The sequence below is a fragment of the Streptomyces sp. NPDC057694 genome (assembly GCF_042799415.1).
In the GTDB taxonomy this organism is placed as follows: Bacteria; Actinomycetota; Actinomycetes; order Streptomycetales; family Streptomycetaceae; genus Streptomyces.
In genome coordinates this window covers 16,425-31,360 of record NZ_JBHVIX010000046.1, presented here as the reverse complement: position 1 = coordinate 31,360, position 14,936 = coordinate 16,425, and the positions used below count along the sequence as shown (strand labels likewise).

The following is a 14,936-nucleotide window of genomic DNA, read 5'->3' as shown; positions in this document are numbered from 1 at the left end:
CAGGTCTGCTCCGCAGACACGACGCGCCGCCACTACGTGGCGGAAGACGGCCACGCTCCGCGTGGCCTCCCGGCCGGCTCCGCCGTCCGGTGCGGACAACTCCGTTGTCCGCGGCTCGAATTGCTCCGCAATTCAAGCCTACAGAAATTCGCTCCGCGAACTTCTGGGTGCTGGCTGCGGGTCAGGGCGCCCTCCTTCGGCCTTTCCCGGTTCAAAGAACTGACTAATCGCCAATTCTATTGATTACTGTGCCAGTTCAAATTCTGAGCAAGAATACTCTCCGTTCTTCTGCTCGCAAGCTGCGGACACAGGCCCGGTCATCGGACATCGATGCCGGCTAGAACGTCATCGAGACCGACGGGGCAATAACAGTCCAGAAACGAACTCCCGCTCTCACTATGGGAGTTGGCGTCACTCTATGATGCTCTGTCAGATTCGCTCCGCATTGGCCTACACCTGGCTGCAGCAGCCAACCTGTAACGGATGCCGGCTCAGCCTGTGTGCGTCAAACTTGGAATCTGGATAAAATCTGGCCTCACAGGCACCACCAAAAGACTGCAGAATGAAACCCACGCTCAAAAAGGCGCCCCAAAATTGGCAGTCGCAAAACACCCTGAACTGCGCCTGGTTGTAGGTGGCCAGAACTCCGAACGCACCCAAGAACTCCACACAACGGCGTCCTCCAACCCGAACCGACATCAGGGTTCGGGCTTCACAGGTCATCAGTTACGCAAGGGGCACTGGTGTTCCAGCGAGTGACAGGGCTACCACTGAGGCGGGTACTAGGAGGAGGAGCCGAGACGCCGGGCACTGGTGGTGCTTGGAGGCAGGGCATGAGTAGCCAAGGGAGCGCTTGAGGCTCTATAGACATATAAGAGCGATTCCAGGTGAAACCGCTGCTGACCTGCGGAATTGCCGACGCGTTTGTTCTGAAAATGCAGAACAAACGCGTCGTGGACGTTCTAGATCCTCAGAACACCCACCACGCCCATCTGACGACTCATCACTTCTTTTGGCCAGGGTGGTTGTTCTAGTAGCCCAGAACAAGCCGGTTTACCCAGTGCTACCGTTCAGGTCACTCATTGATCTTTCGCAGGGGGCTACTTCATGGACCAGCTGCCGATCGTCCGGCCCGGCGAGCGCGTTGTGGCGCGATCGGACGGCAAGGGCGGCCTGATCTTGGGGGTGGAGAGGATCCAAGGTCGTGCGTTCGCAGCGAGCGCGGAGGTGAACGGGTACGTACTGGATGCGCGAATCCTCATGGACGCTCTCGGCGGGCTGAGAATGCCCGGCAGCTGGTTCCAGGTGTGGTGCAAGCTCATTGCCGCCCAAGACGGGACTCGGACGCAGGAGAAGCGGCTTGCTCCCCGCGGGTTCGTGCGGATGACCCAGCGTGATCTCCAAGCTCGTTGCGTGCTGTCAGCCGCGTCAGTGAACGAGGCGAGTCAGTTCTTCGTGCACATCGGTTGGATGCGGACCGCCAAGCGCGGGATTCTCCAGCTCAACCCCTGGCTCACGGTGGCCGGCACCTCCGGGGAACAGGGGAAGTGGCAGCAGATGTGGATCGACGCCGATGGGTCTGCATGTGTTATTCCGGCGCCGAACTATCCTGCCGAGTGGCGTGAGATGAGAGCTGCTGAGAAGGAACGGACCGAGGAGTCTCGTCGCAAGGAGAAGGTGGTCGCGCTGCGTAAGCGTGGGCCGCAGTCGCGCAGGGCGAGCGCGTGAAGCGGGTAGGCATATCCTCGGTACACGGTGTCGGTCTGATCGGAAGTGGTGAGGTTTCGTGAGCAGCCCCTACGTCCCCGGCCCCCCTACTGAGGAGCCACTGGTCATCTCGCGGGAGATGCTGCAGCTGCTCGCCCTGGTCGACATCTCGCTCGCGGCTCGTCGCGTGCTCGACAACCTGCTTGCCCTCAGCGATGAAGAGCACGGCACTGCGGAGATCAGCCAGAACGAGATGTGCGCAGCACTCGGGGCGAGCAAGCCCACGGTGAACCGGGCCTTTCGCCAACTACGCACGAGCGGGCTTGCGTGGGGCCTTGAGGATGGCCGCTACCAGTTGCACCCGCTCCTGACGGGCGGCAAGACCGCCTCCGCCGTGATGGCCGTGCCAGAGATCAAGGCCAACGACCCCGCCGGCTTCACTCAACAACGGCGCGCGCGCTTCGCCGCCCAGCTCGCCAACCTGACACCTCTCGCCGAAACCGGCTGACACCGGACCTCGCCTCAGGAACGGCGCTGTGCCCCTCTGAGGGTGCGGCGCCGTTCACGTCTGTACCGCCCGCACCATGAGGAAAAGATGCTCCCACCACCGGTAGCACCAGAGAAACCGGCTTGCTCTGGAGGAGTAGAACAAACATGAAGAGGGAGCACCGGCCCACGCGCACTCCACCCGCTCCTTCCAGGCTGAGAGCCTGTGTCTGATCCCCTGATCTGGATCTTTGGGTGGATCTAGGCTGACCGTGTGTCCGGGTACGTCGGGCAGCCGCTGCAGCGGCGTTGTCCGGTGTGCGTCGCCCTGTTGCCGCAGGGTGCCGCGCCGCGGGCGGTGTACTGTTCGGCGGCCTGTCGGGCCAGGCAGTGGCGATCACTCTGGTGTCTCATCGACGGGTGGCTCTGCGTCGCGTCCCAGATGCTGGTGCAAATACTCGGCGCCAGCCGATACCTGCGGCGACGGCGGCCGCGAGGTCGGCGGATGCTCCAGCTCCGCCTTCGTGGGCGGTGCGATCACCCCCGCGTGGAGCCACCGGCTGAGGCGGTGGCGCAGGATCTCCCTGCGGGGCATGGGGTTGCGCACACCGTTGTGTTCGGGCTCGGGCGCCGGCAGCGGGGCGGGGGGCTCCTTGGACAGCAGCGTGTACGCGCGGCCCTGGTCCAGGGGTTCGTGCACCTCCACGAACTCGCCGTGCGGCAGACGCTTGATGATGCCGGTCTCGCGTCCGTGCGTCAGCTTGTCCCGGTCGCGGTGCTGCAGACCCAGGCAGATCCGCTTCGTGACGACGTAGGTCAGCGCCGGTACGAGGAAGACGCCGATCCTGACCGCCCACGTGATGGAGTTCAGTGACAGGTGGAAGCGTTCGGCGAGGATGTCGTTGGCGCCGCCGAAGAACAGCACCAGGTAGAAGGCGGCGAGCGACAGCACGAAGGCGGTGCGCACGGCCTGGTCGCGGGGCCGGTCGAGGAGGTGGTGCTCCTGCTTGTCGCCGGTGATCCACGCTTCCAGGAACGGATAGAGCGCGACCACCGTGATCAGGAAGGTGGGCATGATGACGGCCGGCACCAGGATGCCCAGGTTGACGGTGTAACCGCCGATGGCGAACTCCCAGGCGGGGAAGGCGCGCAGGGCGCCCTCGAGGAAGCCCATGTACCAGTCGGGCTGGGAGCCCTGGGAGATCAGGTCGGGGCGGTAGGGGCCGTACACCCAGACGGGATTGACCTGGGCGAGGCCGGCGAGGAGCGCGAGCACTCCGGCCACCAGGAAGAAGAACCCGCCGGCCTTGGCCGTGTAGTTCGGCATCAGGGGTTCGCCGACGACGTTGTTCTCGGTACGTCCGGGGCCGCGGAACTGGGTGTGCTTGTGGTAGAAGACCAGGATCAGGTGGAGCACGACGAGCGCGGCCAGGATGCCCGGGATCAGCAGGATGTGGATGCCGTAGAAGCGGGGGATCACCTCCGTGCCGGGGAACTCGCCGCCGAACAGGAACATCGTCAGGTAGGTGCCCACCACGGGAATGGCGAGCGTGACTCCCTCCGCGATCCGCAGGCCGGTGCCCGAGAGCAGGTCGTCGGGGAGCGAGTAGCCGACGAAGCCCTCCAGGGTGACCGTGACGAGCAGGATGACACCCAGCACCCAGTTGACTTCGCGGGGCTTGCGGAACGAGCCGGTGAGGAAGTGCCGCAGGGTGTGCGCCATGGTCGCGGCGATCATGATGAGGGCGGCCCAGTGATGGAGCTGGCGGATGAACAGGCCGCCGCGCACGTCGAAGCTGATCCTCAAGGTGGAGGCGTACGCCTCCGACATCCGCACTCCCTGCAGCGGAACGTGCGAGCCGTTGTAGGTGACTTCGCCCATGCTCGGGTTGAAGAAGAGCGTGAGGTAGATGCCGGTGAGGATCAGCACGAGAAAGCTGTAGAGGGCTATCTCGCCGAACATGAACGACCAGTGCTCGGGAAAGACCTTGCGCACCAGCCCCTTGGCGTTGGCGTAGATCCCGAGTCGTCCGTCGAACCAATCGGCGACGCGCTCGCCTCTGGGCGCCTCGGCGCGCGATGCCCGCGGTGCCGTATCGCTCGTACTCATGACGGCGCAGCCTCTCCTTGTCTCTGAACTGTCCGGACTGGTCTTGCCTGGCGGCGAGTCGCTTCTTCGGGGGCCGCGAGGGAGACGGCCGGGGCACGCAGTGCGGTGCGCAGGACGTCCGGGCGCAGCGTCTGCGCTGTCTGGCCACCGGTCGCGAGACGTTCGAGGACGAGCTCGGCCGCGCGGGGGTCGGTGGCGCAGTGGGCGTCGATACGGGCCGCGCACCAGCGCCTCAGCCGGGCACGCGGAGTGCGCGGGGGGCGGGCCGGCGGCCAGGCCGAGGCGACCTGGTGGGCGAGGGCCTGGCGCAGACGGCGGCTGAGGCCGATCGCGGTGCCGTGGGCGGTCAGCAGCTGATTCAGGGTCAGCGCGCTGCGCACGGCCAGGGTCATGCCCTGGCTGTGGGCGGGGTCGAGCGCCGCGAGGGCGTCGCCGACGACGAGGAACTGGTCGGGGAAGCGGCGCAGTCGCTCGTAGTGCCGCCAGCGGCTCCCTGTGGCGGGGTGGTGGTAGACCGGGCCGAGCGGGCTCGCGGTGCTGATGACGTCGTGCAGCAGCGGGTGGCCGAGGGCGCCGGCTGCGCGGAGCAGTTCCTTGTGGTCGGTGGGCGGCGTGCCGGTGGCTCCGCCGGTCAGCGAGACGGACCAGCGGCCGCCTTCGACGGGATGGAGCATGCCTTCGCCCGGGTGCCCGGGCGAGGGCATGAGCTGCAGGCTCCGCCACGAGGCGACGTGGCCGACGGGCGGGGCGAACTCGGCGGCCGCGCGGGGGCTCTGGGTGGCGCGGAAGGTTTCGGCCACCTGCCCGTAGCCGAGTTCCGCCAGCCACTGCGGGGCGTGGGAGCCCTGTCCGGAGGCATCGATCACGAAATCGGCGGACAGCAGCGTGCGCGGGCCCGGGGCGCGCGGGGTGCCCCGGTCGTGGCCGCGCACCCACACGCCGGTGACGGTGTCCTGGCGGCCCGGCTCCAGCCCGACCACTTCGTGCTCGGGCAGGAACGCCACCGTGGGATCGGACCGCAGCCGCTCCCGCAGCACCGCGTCGATCAGGTCGCGGCCCGCGCTCAGCAGCGTCAGGTCGGTGTCGCAGCGTGGCAGCCAGCCGTCGGGGCCGCGCAGCAGCAGGTGGTCGGACATGCGGACCGTCATCGCTCCGGCCCGCTCCAGGTCCTGGCCGACCCCGGGGAACAGCCGCTCGAGTTCCTGCCTGGCGGTGGGCATCAGGGGATGCGGGTAGCGGGCCTGGCGCACGCCCCGGCGACGGGCGTGCCCCTGGGGCATCCAGTCGCGTTCGATCACGGTGACCCGGTCCATGAATCCGGCCAGCGCCCGGGCGGCGGTGAGTCCCGCGAAGCTCGCTCCGATCACCACCGCGTGTCCGTGGCCACTGCCGGGAGTCAGCGTTTGGGATGTCAACTCGCCTGCTCCTCCCGGTTGTTGTTCTCGCATCATGCGATGTTCCGGAAGGGGTGGCGAGAGCGGTCGGGCATGCCTCCAGCAGGCCGCGAGCCGCCTTCGAGAGGGTGTCGAGGCGGTGTCGAGGACACCAGCTGGGCGCCGAACTTGCCGACCTCCTTGTGTTCCTCTTCGGCGCTGACTCATCCCGATCATGTGTTCTCGATGACCGCGGGTATCACGTGCGGTGCGCGCCGGGCCAGGATCTTCGCGAGTTCGTCCACCCCCGGGTCGCGGAGCATGCCGTAGTGGTCGGCGTCCAGACGGGCGAAGGCGGGGGGCGGGGCTGTCGGGTCGGCCGGGGACGGCTCGCGTTCGAGGAAGGAGGGCTCGTCGCCGCGTGCCGTCACGACGGTGAGGGGTGCGGCGGGCCGGTGCGGTCCCGGCCGCCAGCCGTACGTCGTGCACGCCACCGCGATGACGCGCCGCACTGTCGCCTCGTCCAGTGTGGGCAGGGACTTCGTGACGAAGCGGGCGAAGCTCGCCCGGTCGTGCGCCTCGTGCAGGCAGGCGGCCGTCAGCGCACCCGACGTGGTTCCGGTGAAGACGGACAGCAGGACCGTACGGAACGTGTCGTCGGCGAAGTCCGCGCGCGCGGCGCTCCAGGAAGGTGGGCCGGGCAGCCGGGGCGAGCCGGGGGCAAGCAGCACCACGTGGTCCACCCGTTGCCCGGCCTGTTCCAGCTGCCGGGCCGCCTCGTGGGCGACGCGCGCCCCGAAGGAGTAGCCCCACAGCGTGTAGGGGCCCTCGGGGCACAGCCTGCGGATGGCCGCGACGTCGGCGGCGGCCATCTCCGCCAGGGAGGCGGCGGGGGTTTCACCCGCGTTGAGGCCGAGGGCCTGCACGCCGTACACGGGGCGTGGCGCACCGCCGTCCGACGCACAGCGCTCGGCGGCCAGGCGCAGGTTCATCGGTGATCCCCCGAGTCCCGGCCAGCAGAAGACGGGCCGGCCGGTGCCCTCGGTGTTCAGCCGTACCAGGCGGGGCGAGGTGCGCCGGCCGGCGGCCCCGTCGATGTACCGCGCGAGCTTCTCCACCGTCGCCGCCTCGAAGAAGACCTGGACCGGCACGGTGACGCCGAATTCGCGGTTGATCCGGTTGACCAGGGCCACCGCGATCAGCGAGTTGCCACCGCAGGCGAAGAAGTCGTCCCGTACAGAGAGGACCTCACGCCTCAGCGCCGGTGCCCACAGCTCCCACAGCCGCTTCTCTGTGCGGGTCGTGGGCGGTGTCAGCGGCCGGTCGTCCGCGGCGACGGCGGCGGCACGGGCGGTCAGGGCACGGGTGTCGAGTTTGCCGTTCGCGGTGTGCGGCAGGCGGTCCATGACCAGGATCCGGTGCGGCACCATGAAATCGGGCAGCAGGCTCAGCAGATCGTCCTTGATCAGCTCGGCGGGCCCCTTCATGTGGATCATGTCCTCGTTCATGCCCTCGTGGGCGATCTGCTCCTCGCTCACCTTGCCGCCCACGCAGAAGTAGGAGGGTCCGGTGGGCCGTCCGTGGCGGGCGAGGAGTGCGTCGATCCGGCGGGCCGCCGGCAGGTCGTGGCCGGTGCGGGAGCTGTAGCCCGCCGACATCAGTCCCAGGCGCCCCGTGTTGGCCTGCAGGCGGTGCAGGAAGCGGCCGAGGTCGAGGTACTGGCGCCAGTCCTCATCGGTGCGGCTGACGGCGGTGATCCCGAAGCTCGCCTGCCGGTACGTGTGCTGGTTGATGGCGATGACGTGCCGCTTGAGCACGATCTCGTCCGTGAGGTGGCGCAGCCGGCCCTCGGCGCAGTGGTAGAGGCCGCATCGCAGGCCCATGTCGCTGCCGGGGTGGATCTGCACGTAGACGTCCACGTCCGCGAGGGGGTCGGGCGGGGTGTACGGGGCGAGCACGAAGGAGCCGAGGTAGTGGTCATCGGGCGGGCAGTCGAGCGGTTCCCGGTCGTGCGGGTCGTAGGGGGCGGCGCGCAGGCTCAGGCCGTGGGCGGGCAGGATCTCGTCTAACAGACCCGCCATGTGCCCGGCCTCGATCTCCAGCACCTCGCGGATGTTGTTCTTGTAGACGGGCTCCACGGCCCGGCTGTGGCCCAGGAAGTGCAGGCGCAGGCCGGGTGGTGCGACGCGCTCGCGGGCATCGCCGACTCGGATCAGCCGGTGCTGGAGCGGGTGGTGGTAGTACACACCCGGCTCCAGTGAGGCGATGTCTCCGCTGGTCTCCAGGTAGAGCTGTGTGGCGTACAACGAGCCCGGGGAGGCGTAGGCGTACTTCGGCAGCAGTCGCTCGTCGCTGTGATAGGGGCCGAACTCCCTGAGCAGCGTGCCGAGTTCGTCGAGGGTGAGTTCTTTCGGCTCGCGCGCCGCGGTGGCGGGCCGGGCACGCCGGGTCAGCGCGTTCAGGATGTCCTGGGGGGCGGGGCTCGCGCCGTCGTAGGTGCGGTAGGTCTTGCGGGCGAAGGCGCGGGCCCGCTGGGGCGCCGACTCCGCCGCGCCGGGCAGGTCCACGGCCGGGCGGTCGCGCAGGGCCGCGTCCGCGCGGACGCCCGCGTGCGCGAGCTGGGCCCTGACCTGGAGGCGGGACTCCTTGGACAGATGGTGCGCGGCTGTGCGCCCTTGGTCCATCAGTGCCGCTTCGCGCGGGCTCAGTTCGAGGCAGGCCACCAGGTGCCGGGATCCCGTGCGCGGGTCGTCGTGGACCAGGACCGCCGCGTTCTTCACCCAGTCATGGGCCTCGATGGCCAGTCGCACCTCCTCCAGTTCGATACGGAAGCCGCGCAGCTTGATCTGGTTGTCGACGCGGCCGGCGAACTGGAGGGTGCCGTCCGCGTTCCAGGAGGCGAGGTCGCCGGTGCGGTAGAGCCGGTCGTGGGGGGCCGCGTCGCCAAAGGGGCTCGGCACGAACCGTTCGCCGGTCAGGTCGGGCCGGCCCAGGTATCCGCGGGCGAGCTGCACGCCGCTGAGCCACAGCTCGCCGGTGCGGCCGGGTTCCACCGGGCGCATCTCGCCGTCCAGGACGCGGGCGGCGAGGCTCGTCACGGGGGTGCCGATGGGTACGGAATGCGAGCTCTCGCCCGCTGTCGCGGACTGCGGCGGCGTTTCCAGGGAGTCTGCGGTGACCGTGAACGCCGAGGCGTTGATGGTGCATTCCGTCGGCCCGTACAGGTTCGTCAGCGTGCAGTGCGGCAGGGTCCGCAGACACTGTCGGGCCAGGTCGCGCGAGAGTGCCTCTCCCCCGCTGAAGATCTGGGTCAGGGACGTGCACCGGGCCATGTCGTCGCTGTCGAGGAGCGCCTTGAGGAGAGTGGGGACGCACTGCAGGGTGGTGACCCGGTGCGTGAGGACGGTGTCGATGAGCCGGGCGGGGTCGCGGTGGATGCCGGGCTCCCCGATCACCACCGCGGCCCCGCAGGCGGGGGCGAGGATCTCCCACTGGGCCGCGTCGAAGCCGACCGGTGTCTTGTGCAGGACGACCGTGCCGGGGCCGAGGCCCTGGTGGTCGCGGAGCCACTGAAGCTGGTGGGCGACGGAGCGGTGTTCGATCATCACGCCCTTCGGCCTGCCCGTGCTTCCGGAGGTGTAGATGACGTAGGCGAGGCCGTCCGGGCGCGGGCCGGCGGCGGGCTCCGCGGCCGCCGCCGCGTCGGGGTGGCGTCGCGCGTCCTGTTCGACGTCCTGTGGTGTGACCACGGTGACGTGGGGCGGCGCGAGTGCCGCCAGCCGGCCGGCCAGTTCGAGCCGGGTGAACACGACGCGGATCCCCGCGTCCTCGATCATGTGCCGCAGCCGCTCGTCCGGGTAGTCCAGCGGGAGCGGGAGATAGGCGCCGCCTGCGTGGAGGACGCCCCACACTCCGGTCATCAGCTCCATCGAGGCGTCGAGGAAGATGCCCACCCGGTCCTCGCCGCGCACACCGCGACGGCGCAGGCACGCGGCCGTCCGGCGGGCGCTGCGGGCGAGTTCGCGGAACGTCAGTGTCCGGTTCCCGTGCACGACGGCCGGCTCGTGCGGGCGCTGACCGGCCTGCTCGGCCAGCAGGCCGGTCAGGCATCTTCCGCCGGTTTCCCGGTCTATGGCCACGGCCATGGAACCCTCCCTGGCTCATTCCCGGTAGCTGCCCCCGATGGCTGAAAGCAGAGGCTGTCCTGGAGGGCTCGGACGACGGTCAAGGACCGGTCGAGACCGGCCGGAGTCTCGAAGCCCGGTCGAGGACCACTGGTGCCCCGGTCAACTGCTCTTGTCCATAAGGGAGTTGGACTTCTACGTTGCCTGCGAGACCGGTGTGCCGCCGCGGCGGGAACCCGAGCGGAAGAAGCCATCGCCATGCCCAACGCCCCTGACGGCGCCGTCGCCGAGTCCTTCGAGGATCTGGTCGGCAACACCCCGATGCTGCGCCTGCGGCTGGCGGGAATCCCGGCCGACGCCCGGGTCCTGGCCAAGCTGGAGTACGCCAATCCGCTGTCCAGCATCAAGGACCGGGCCGCGCTGTACATGGTGCGCGCGGCCGAGGAGGCCGGGCTGCTCGCGCCGGGGACCACGGTGATCGAGTCGACGTCGGGCAACACCGGCATCGCGCTCGCCTCGCTGGCGGCCGCGCGCGGCTACCGCTGTGTCATCGTGCTGCCCGCCAACGCCTCGAACGAGCGAGTACTGACGCTGCGCATGCTGGGCGCGGACGTCGAGTTCACCGACCCCGACACCGGCTTCGCCGGCTGCATCGAGCGCGCGGAGAAGCTGCACGCCGAGATCGACGGCTCGTGGTACGCCCGCCAGCACGAGAACCCGGCCAACGTCCGCGCCCACTACGAAACCACGGGCCCGGAGATAGGCCGGGCCGTCGGCGGCCCGGTCGACTATCTGGTGTGCGGCGTCGGCACGGGCGGCACCCTGACCGGCTGCGCGCGGGCACTGCGCGAGCACAACCCGGGGCTGAGGGTGGTCGCGGTCGAGCCTGCCGGTTCACCGCTGCTGTCCGGCGGCGCGCCGGGACCGCACCGCATACCGGGTCTGAACGGCGGTTTCACCAGCCCTGTCACCGATGTCGACCTCATCGACGAGGTGATCGTCGTCGACGACGCGGACGCCGCCGCGACGACCCGCGCCATCGCCGCCGCCACCGGCCTGCTCGTCGGGATCTCCGCGGGCGCGGCCGCGTACGGCTGTGTCGAGCTCGCGCGCCGCCACGATCTGTCCGGAGCGTGTGTCGCGACCGTCTTCCCGGACAGCGGGGAGCGCTATCTGACCTGGTGGCCCGAGGCCGGGGACGGGAGTCGAGGCCGATGAACCGCGCGCATACGGTGCTGCTCGTCGGGGGCACCGACGAGACCGTGGCCAAGGCCGCGCTGCTGGGGCTGCGCGTCCTGCTGCTGCAGCACCCCACCAAGATCAACGACGAACAGCGGCGCCTCGCCGACCGTGTCGAGGTCGTCGACTACACGCGGTGGGATCTCGTCGAGCCGCTCGCCTGCCGGCTGCGCACCGCACCAGGCTTCGACCTGGCGCTGTCACTGACCGAGCCGGGTCTGGAGAACGCGGCCCGGATCAATGACCTGTTCGGCCTCGGCGGCACCTCGCACGCAGTCACGCTGCGCTTTCGCGACAAGAAGGTGATGCGCGCCCACCTCGCCGTGCACGATCCGGCCTCCGCCGTGCGCGCCGCACCGCTGCGCACCCGCGCCGACCTGGCCGCCTTCGGCGCTCGCGTCGGCTATCCGTTCATCGTCAAGCCGACCGACGCGACGGCCAGCATCGGCGTGCAGCGGGTGACCGGCGCCGAGGACATCGAGCGGGTGTGGCAGGCCGTGCGGGCCATGGTCGGCACCAGGACCGACCGGGTCTCCACGCTGTTCGTCCTGCGGGACTTCCTCATGGAGGAGTACGTGGACGGGCCGGAGTTCAGCGTCGAGTCGTTCAGTTTCGCGGGCCGCCACGTCGTCGTGGCGATCACCGAGAAGTTCACGCACCGCGCGCACTTCGCCGAGCTCGGCCACGCGGTGCCCGCCCGCCTCGACGTGGCGGCCGAGGAGTCCGTGCGCACCGCGGTGCGCCGCTTCCTCGACGTGATCGGGATGCGGGACGGGGTCTGCCACACCGAGATCCGTCTCGGCCCGGACGGGCCGCGCGTCATCGAGAGCCACAACCGGGTGGCCGGCGACGCCATCCCCGAACTCGTCGAGGCGGCCTACGGCGTCGACCTGATGACCCTCGCGCTCGCCTGGCCGTTCCGACTGGCCGGCGAACTGCCCGAGCGGCCCGTCGCGCACGCGGGCGCGTGCGTGCGCGCCTTGGTCGGTGACGCGGGCACGGTGCGGGCGGTGGAAGGCGTCGCCGAGGCGCTGCGGCTGGCCGACGTCATCGACGTACGCATCAGCGCGAAGCCGGGCACCGCGGTGCGGCCCGTGCGCGACAACTGGGACCGGCTGGGACTCGTCGCCGTGACCGGGCCCGACACCACGGCCGCGGTGGCCCGCGGCGCGCGGCTCGTGCGGGACGTCGTCCACGTCCGGCTGACCCTGCCGGACGGCACCCCGGCGCTGGCCCGCGTGGCCACCGCGGCCGGCACCGAGCCCCCCGAGACCACCGACACTCCCGAGGCCCCCGTATGTGCGTCCTGATCCTGCACCGCAATCCGCTGCGGCCGTTCCCCTACGGCGACTGGCTCGCGGGGTACGACGGGGACGTCGTCGTGCTGGCCGCGCGCGACCGGCTCGCGCCGGGCGACGAGCAACTGGCCGTCAGCGATCCGGTGTTCACCCGCTTCGAGCTGTTCGACGACTTCGACGAACCGGCGGTCGACGCGCGCGCCCTCGAACTCGCGGAGAAGTTCACCGCGACTCACGTCGTCGCCCTCCACGAGGCCGACGTACTGCGCGCCGCGGCGCTGCGCGAGTGCCTCGGCCTGGCCGGCGCGTGGACGGCGGACGTCGAGCCCTACCGCGACAAGGTGCTGATGAAGGCCCGGGCGCGGGCAGCCGGGATCGAGGTCGCCGAGCACACCCCGGCGCGCACCGCCGAGAAGGCACGCCGGTTCGCCGCCGCGCACGGCTTCCCGCTCGTCCTCAAGGAACGCAGCGGCTACAACTCGATCGGGCTGCGCATCTGCCGGGACCGGCCGGACTTCGACGACGCCGTGGCGCTGACCTACCCGGACGGCGTACGCGACGACGTCCTGCTGGAGAAGTTCGTGCCGGGCCGCATGTGCCACGTCGACGGCTATGTGGCCGACGGCGAGGTCGCGGCTGCCTGGCCGTCCCAGTACCAGTACGAGCTGGCGTCCTTCGGCTCCGACCCGGGGCCGCGGGTGGACCTCACCCTGGACGTGGACGACCCTCTCACCCCGCGGCTGCTCACGTTGGCCAAGCAGGTGCTGGCGGCGCTGTCCGGACCCGGCTCACGGCTTCGGGACCATGCCTTCCACATGGAGGTCTTCCACACCCCCGACGACCGGCTCGTCCTGTGCGAGGCGGCCTGCCGGTCGGGCGGCGCGAAGATCCGCGAGGTCTTCCTGACCCTGTTCGGCGTCCACCTCGGCGCGTACGTGACGCAGGCGGAGGCGGGGCTGCCGGCGCAGGGGACCGCACCCGCGCCCGACGGCTCGCTGCCCCGGCCGCGCCACATGTCGGGGCAGGTCCTCACGATGAAGCGTCCCGGCCTGGTGCGCCGGCTGCCGGCGGTGCCCGACGACGCCTGGGTGCGGGGCTTCTGGCTGTTCGCCGAGGAGGGCCAGGTCATCGCGCCGGCCGCCGGATCCGCGGACTTCCTGACGGCGGCGGTGGGTTCGGCGCCCACCCGCGAGGAGTGCGAACGCAGGCTGCGCGAACTCGGCGCGCGCGTCATGGCGGACACCGAGATCGAGCCCTTGTACGACGCCGGCGACAGCGACAGCGACAGCGACCACGGCCCGGAGGCGCGCGCGTGACGAAGCAGTCGGTCAAGTCGAAGTACATGCTGGGCATGGTGGTCGACGCCATCGGCAGCGGAATGTACCTGCCCCTGTCACTGCTGTACTTCCACCACGCCACCGGCCTGTCACTGACGCGGGTCGGCGCCGTCATGACAACGGCCGCGGTGATCAGCCTGGTCAGCAATCCGATCGCGGGCGTGCTCATCGACCGGTTCGGCGCCCGTACCGTGGTGGTGGGCGGATATCTGCTGCGCGCCGCAGGGTTCTGCGTCTACCCGCTGGTCGACAACGGCGCCGTCATGTTCGCGGTGGTTCTCGTGGTCGCGTTCGGTGACATGGCGTACCCGCCGTCCATCCAGTCGTTCGTCGCGGAGATCGTGCAGGGCCGCGCGCGGGACGAGCTGCTGGCCGCCCAGCGCAGCCTGCGCAACGCCGGGCTGGGGGCGGGCGGCCTGCTGGCAGGCGCGGTCCTCGCGCTGGACAGCGACTCGGCGTACCACGTGATCGTGCTCGGTGCCGCCGCCGGCTATCTCGCGGCCGCCGCGTGCATGCGCTCCATCCCCACCGGCCGCGACGGCGCTCCCGCGGGCCCGCGGGCCGCCCGCTCGGGCGGCTACCGTCTGGTGGTCCGCAACCGTCCGTTTCTCGCACTGAGCCTGCTCAACATCCCGACGGCCTTCGGCTACATGGTGCTCTCGGTGAGCCTGCCGGTGTACCTCACCCAGGAACTGGACGCGGCGGACTCGCTGGTCGGCGTCCTGTACGCGGTGAACACCGCCGGGATCGCCGTGCTGCAGATCCCGGTGACGCGGTTCCTGGTCCGCTTCCGGCGCACCCGCGCGGTGTCCGCGGGCGCCGGGATCTTCGGCCTGTCCTTCCTGGTGTACGCCGCCCTGAGCACCCTGTCGGACAACTCCGTGCTGATCGTCGGGGTGTTCGGCGCGACCGCCCTGTTCACTGTCGGTGAGCTGTTGCACGGGGCGACGGCTTCGGCCCTGGTGGCGGGCGCGGCGCCCGAGGAGACCCGCGGCCGGCACATGGCGGTGTACCAGCTGTCCTGGGCGGTGCCCATCGCGCTGGCGCCCGCGGTGCTGACCGCCCTGCTGTCGGTGTCGGCGACCGGCATGTGGCTGGTGCTGGCCGTCGGCATGAGCGTCTCGGCCCTCGGCGCCCTCGTCCTGGAGCGGCGGCTGCCCGAGGCGGCGGTGCGCCCCCTGGCCCGCACGGAGCCGGACACCGCACGGCCACCCGCCGGTCCGGTGACGGACCTGCAACTGAGCGACGGATGACGGAGGACG

General features: G+C 70.2%; 9 protein-coding genes. 6 read left to right on the top strand and 3 right to left on the bottom strand.

Features of this window, described 5'->3' with window-relative positions:
- Nucleotides 1–1,107 precede the first annotated feature (1,107 nt).
- Together ACFVDP_RS43045 and ACFVDP_RS43040 are read left to right on the top strand one after the other, a co-directional pair.
- The gene (locus tag ACFVDP_RS43045; RefSeq protein ID WP_383503149.1) at nt 1,108–1,728 is read left to right on the top strand and encodes a hypothetical protein; all 621 of its coding nucleotides are present in this window, start codon (nt 1,108–1,110) and stop codon (nt 1,726–1,728) included.
- A gap of 58 nt (nt 1,729–1,786) precedes the next feature.
- On the top strand, nt 1,787–2,215 hold the full coding sequence (locus ACFVDP_RS43040; protein ID WP_383503147.1) for a helix-turn-helix domain-containing protein: 429 nt from the start codon (nt 1,787–1,789) through the stop codon (nt 2,213–2,215).
- A gap of 375 nt (nt 2,216–2,590) precedes the next feature.
- Here ACFVDP_RS43040 and ACFVDP_RS43035 read toward each other — a convergent pair whose 3' ends face one another.
- From ACFVDP_RS43035 to ACFVDP_RS43025, 3 genes are all read right to left on the bottom strand, one after another.
- Complete coding sequence (locus tag ACFVDP_RS43035) at nt 2,591–4,303, bottom strand: cytochrome bc complex cytochrome b subunit (protein ID WP_383503145.1); 1,713 nt, start codon at nt 4,301–4,303, stop codon at nt 2,591–2,593.
- Nucleotides 4,300–5,718, bottom strand: a complete 1,419-nt coding sequence (locus ACFVDP_RS43030) for an NAD(P)/FAD-dependent oxidoreductase (RefSeq protein WP_383503143.1) — start codon at nt 5,716–5,718, stop codon at nt 4,300–4,302. Before ACFVDP_RS43030 ends, ACFVDP_RS43035 begins: the two co-directional genes overlap by 4 nt.
- Nucleotides 5,719–5,909: 191 nt before the next feature.
- Nucleotides 5,910–9,821, bottom strand: a complete 3,912-nt coding sequence (locus ACFVDP_RS43025) for an amino acid adenylation domain-containing protein (protein ID WP_383503141.1) — start codon at nt 9,819–9,821, stop codon at nt 5,910–5,912.
- A gap of 237 nt (nt 9,822–10,058) precedes the next feature.
- Here ACFVDP_RS43025 and ACFVDP_RS43020 point away from each other — a divergent pair, with 237 nt between their 5' ends.
- Genes ACFVDP_RS43020 through ACFVDP_RS43005 form a run of 4 tightly spaced genes read left to right on the top strand, consistent with a single transcriptional unit; the run spans nt 10,059 to nt 14,927 of the window.
- Complete coding sequence (locus ACFVDP_RS43020) at nt 10,059–11,018, top strand: PLP-dependent cysteine synthase family protein (RefSeq protein ID WP_383503139.1); 960 nt, start codon at nt 10,059–10,061, stop codon at nt 11,016–11,018.
- Nucleotides 11,015–12,349, top strand: coding sequence for an ATP-grasp domain-containing protein (locus ACFVDP_RS43015; protein ID WP_383503137.1), 1,335 nt, complete (start codon nt 11,015–11,017; stop codon nt 12,347–12,349). Before ACFVDP_RS43020 ends, ACFVDP_RS43015 begins: the two co-directional genes overlap by 4 nt.
- On the top strand, nt 12,337–13,653 hold the full coding sequence (locus ACFVDP_RS43010; protein ID WP_383503135.1) for an acetyl-CoA carboxylase biotin carboxylase subunit family protein: 1,317 nt from the start codon (nt 12,337–12,339) through the stop codon (nt 13,651–13,653). The genes ACFVDP_RS43015 and ACFVDP_RS43010 overlap by 13 nt, the downstream gene beginning before the upstream one ends.
- Complete coding sequence (locus tag ACFVDP_RS43005) at nt 13,650–14,927, top strand: MFS transporter (RefSeq protein ID WP_383503133.1); 1,278 nt, start codon at nt 13,650–13,652, stop codon at nt 14,925–14,927. Before ACFVDP_RS43010 ends, ACFVDP_RS43005 begins: the two co-directional genes overlap by 4 nt.
- The last annotated feature ends 9 nt before the right edge of the window (nt 14,928–14,936 follow it).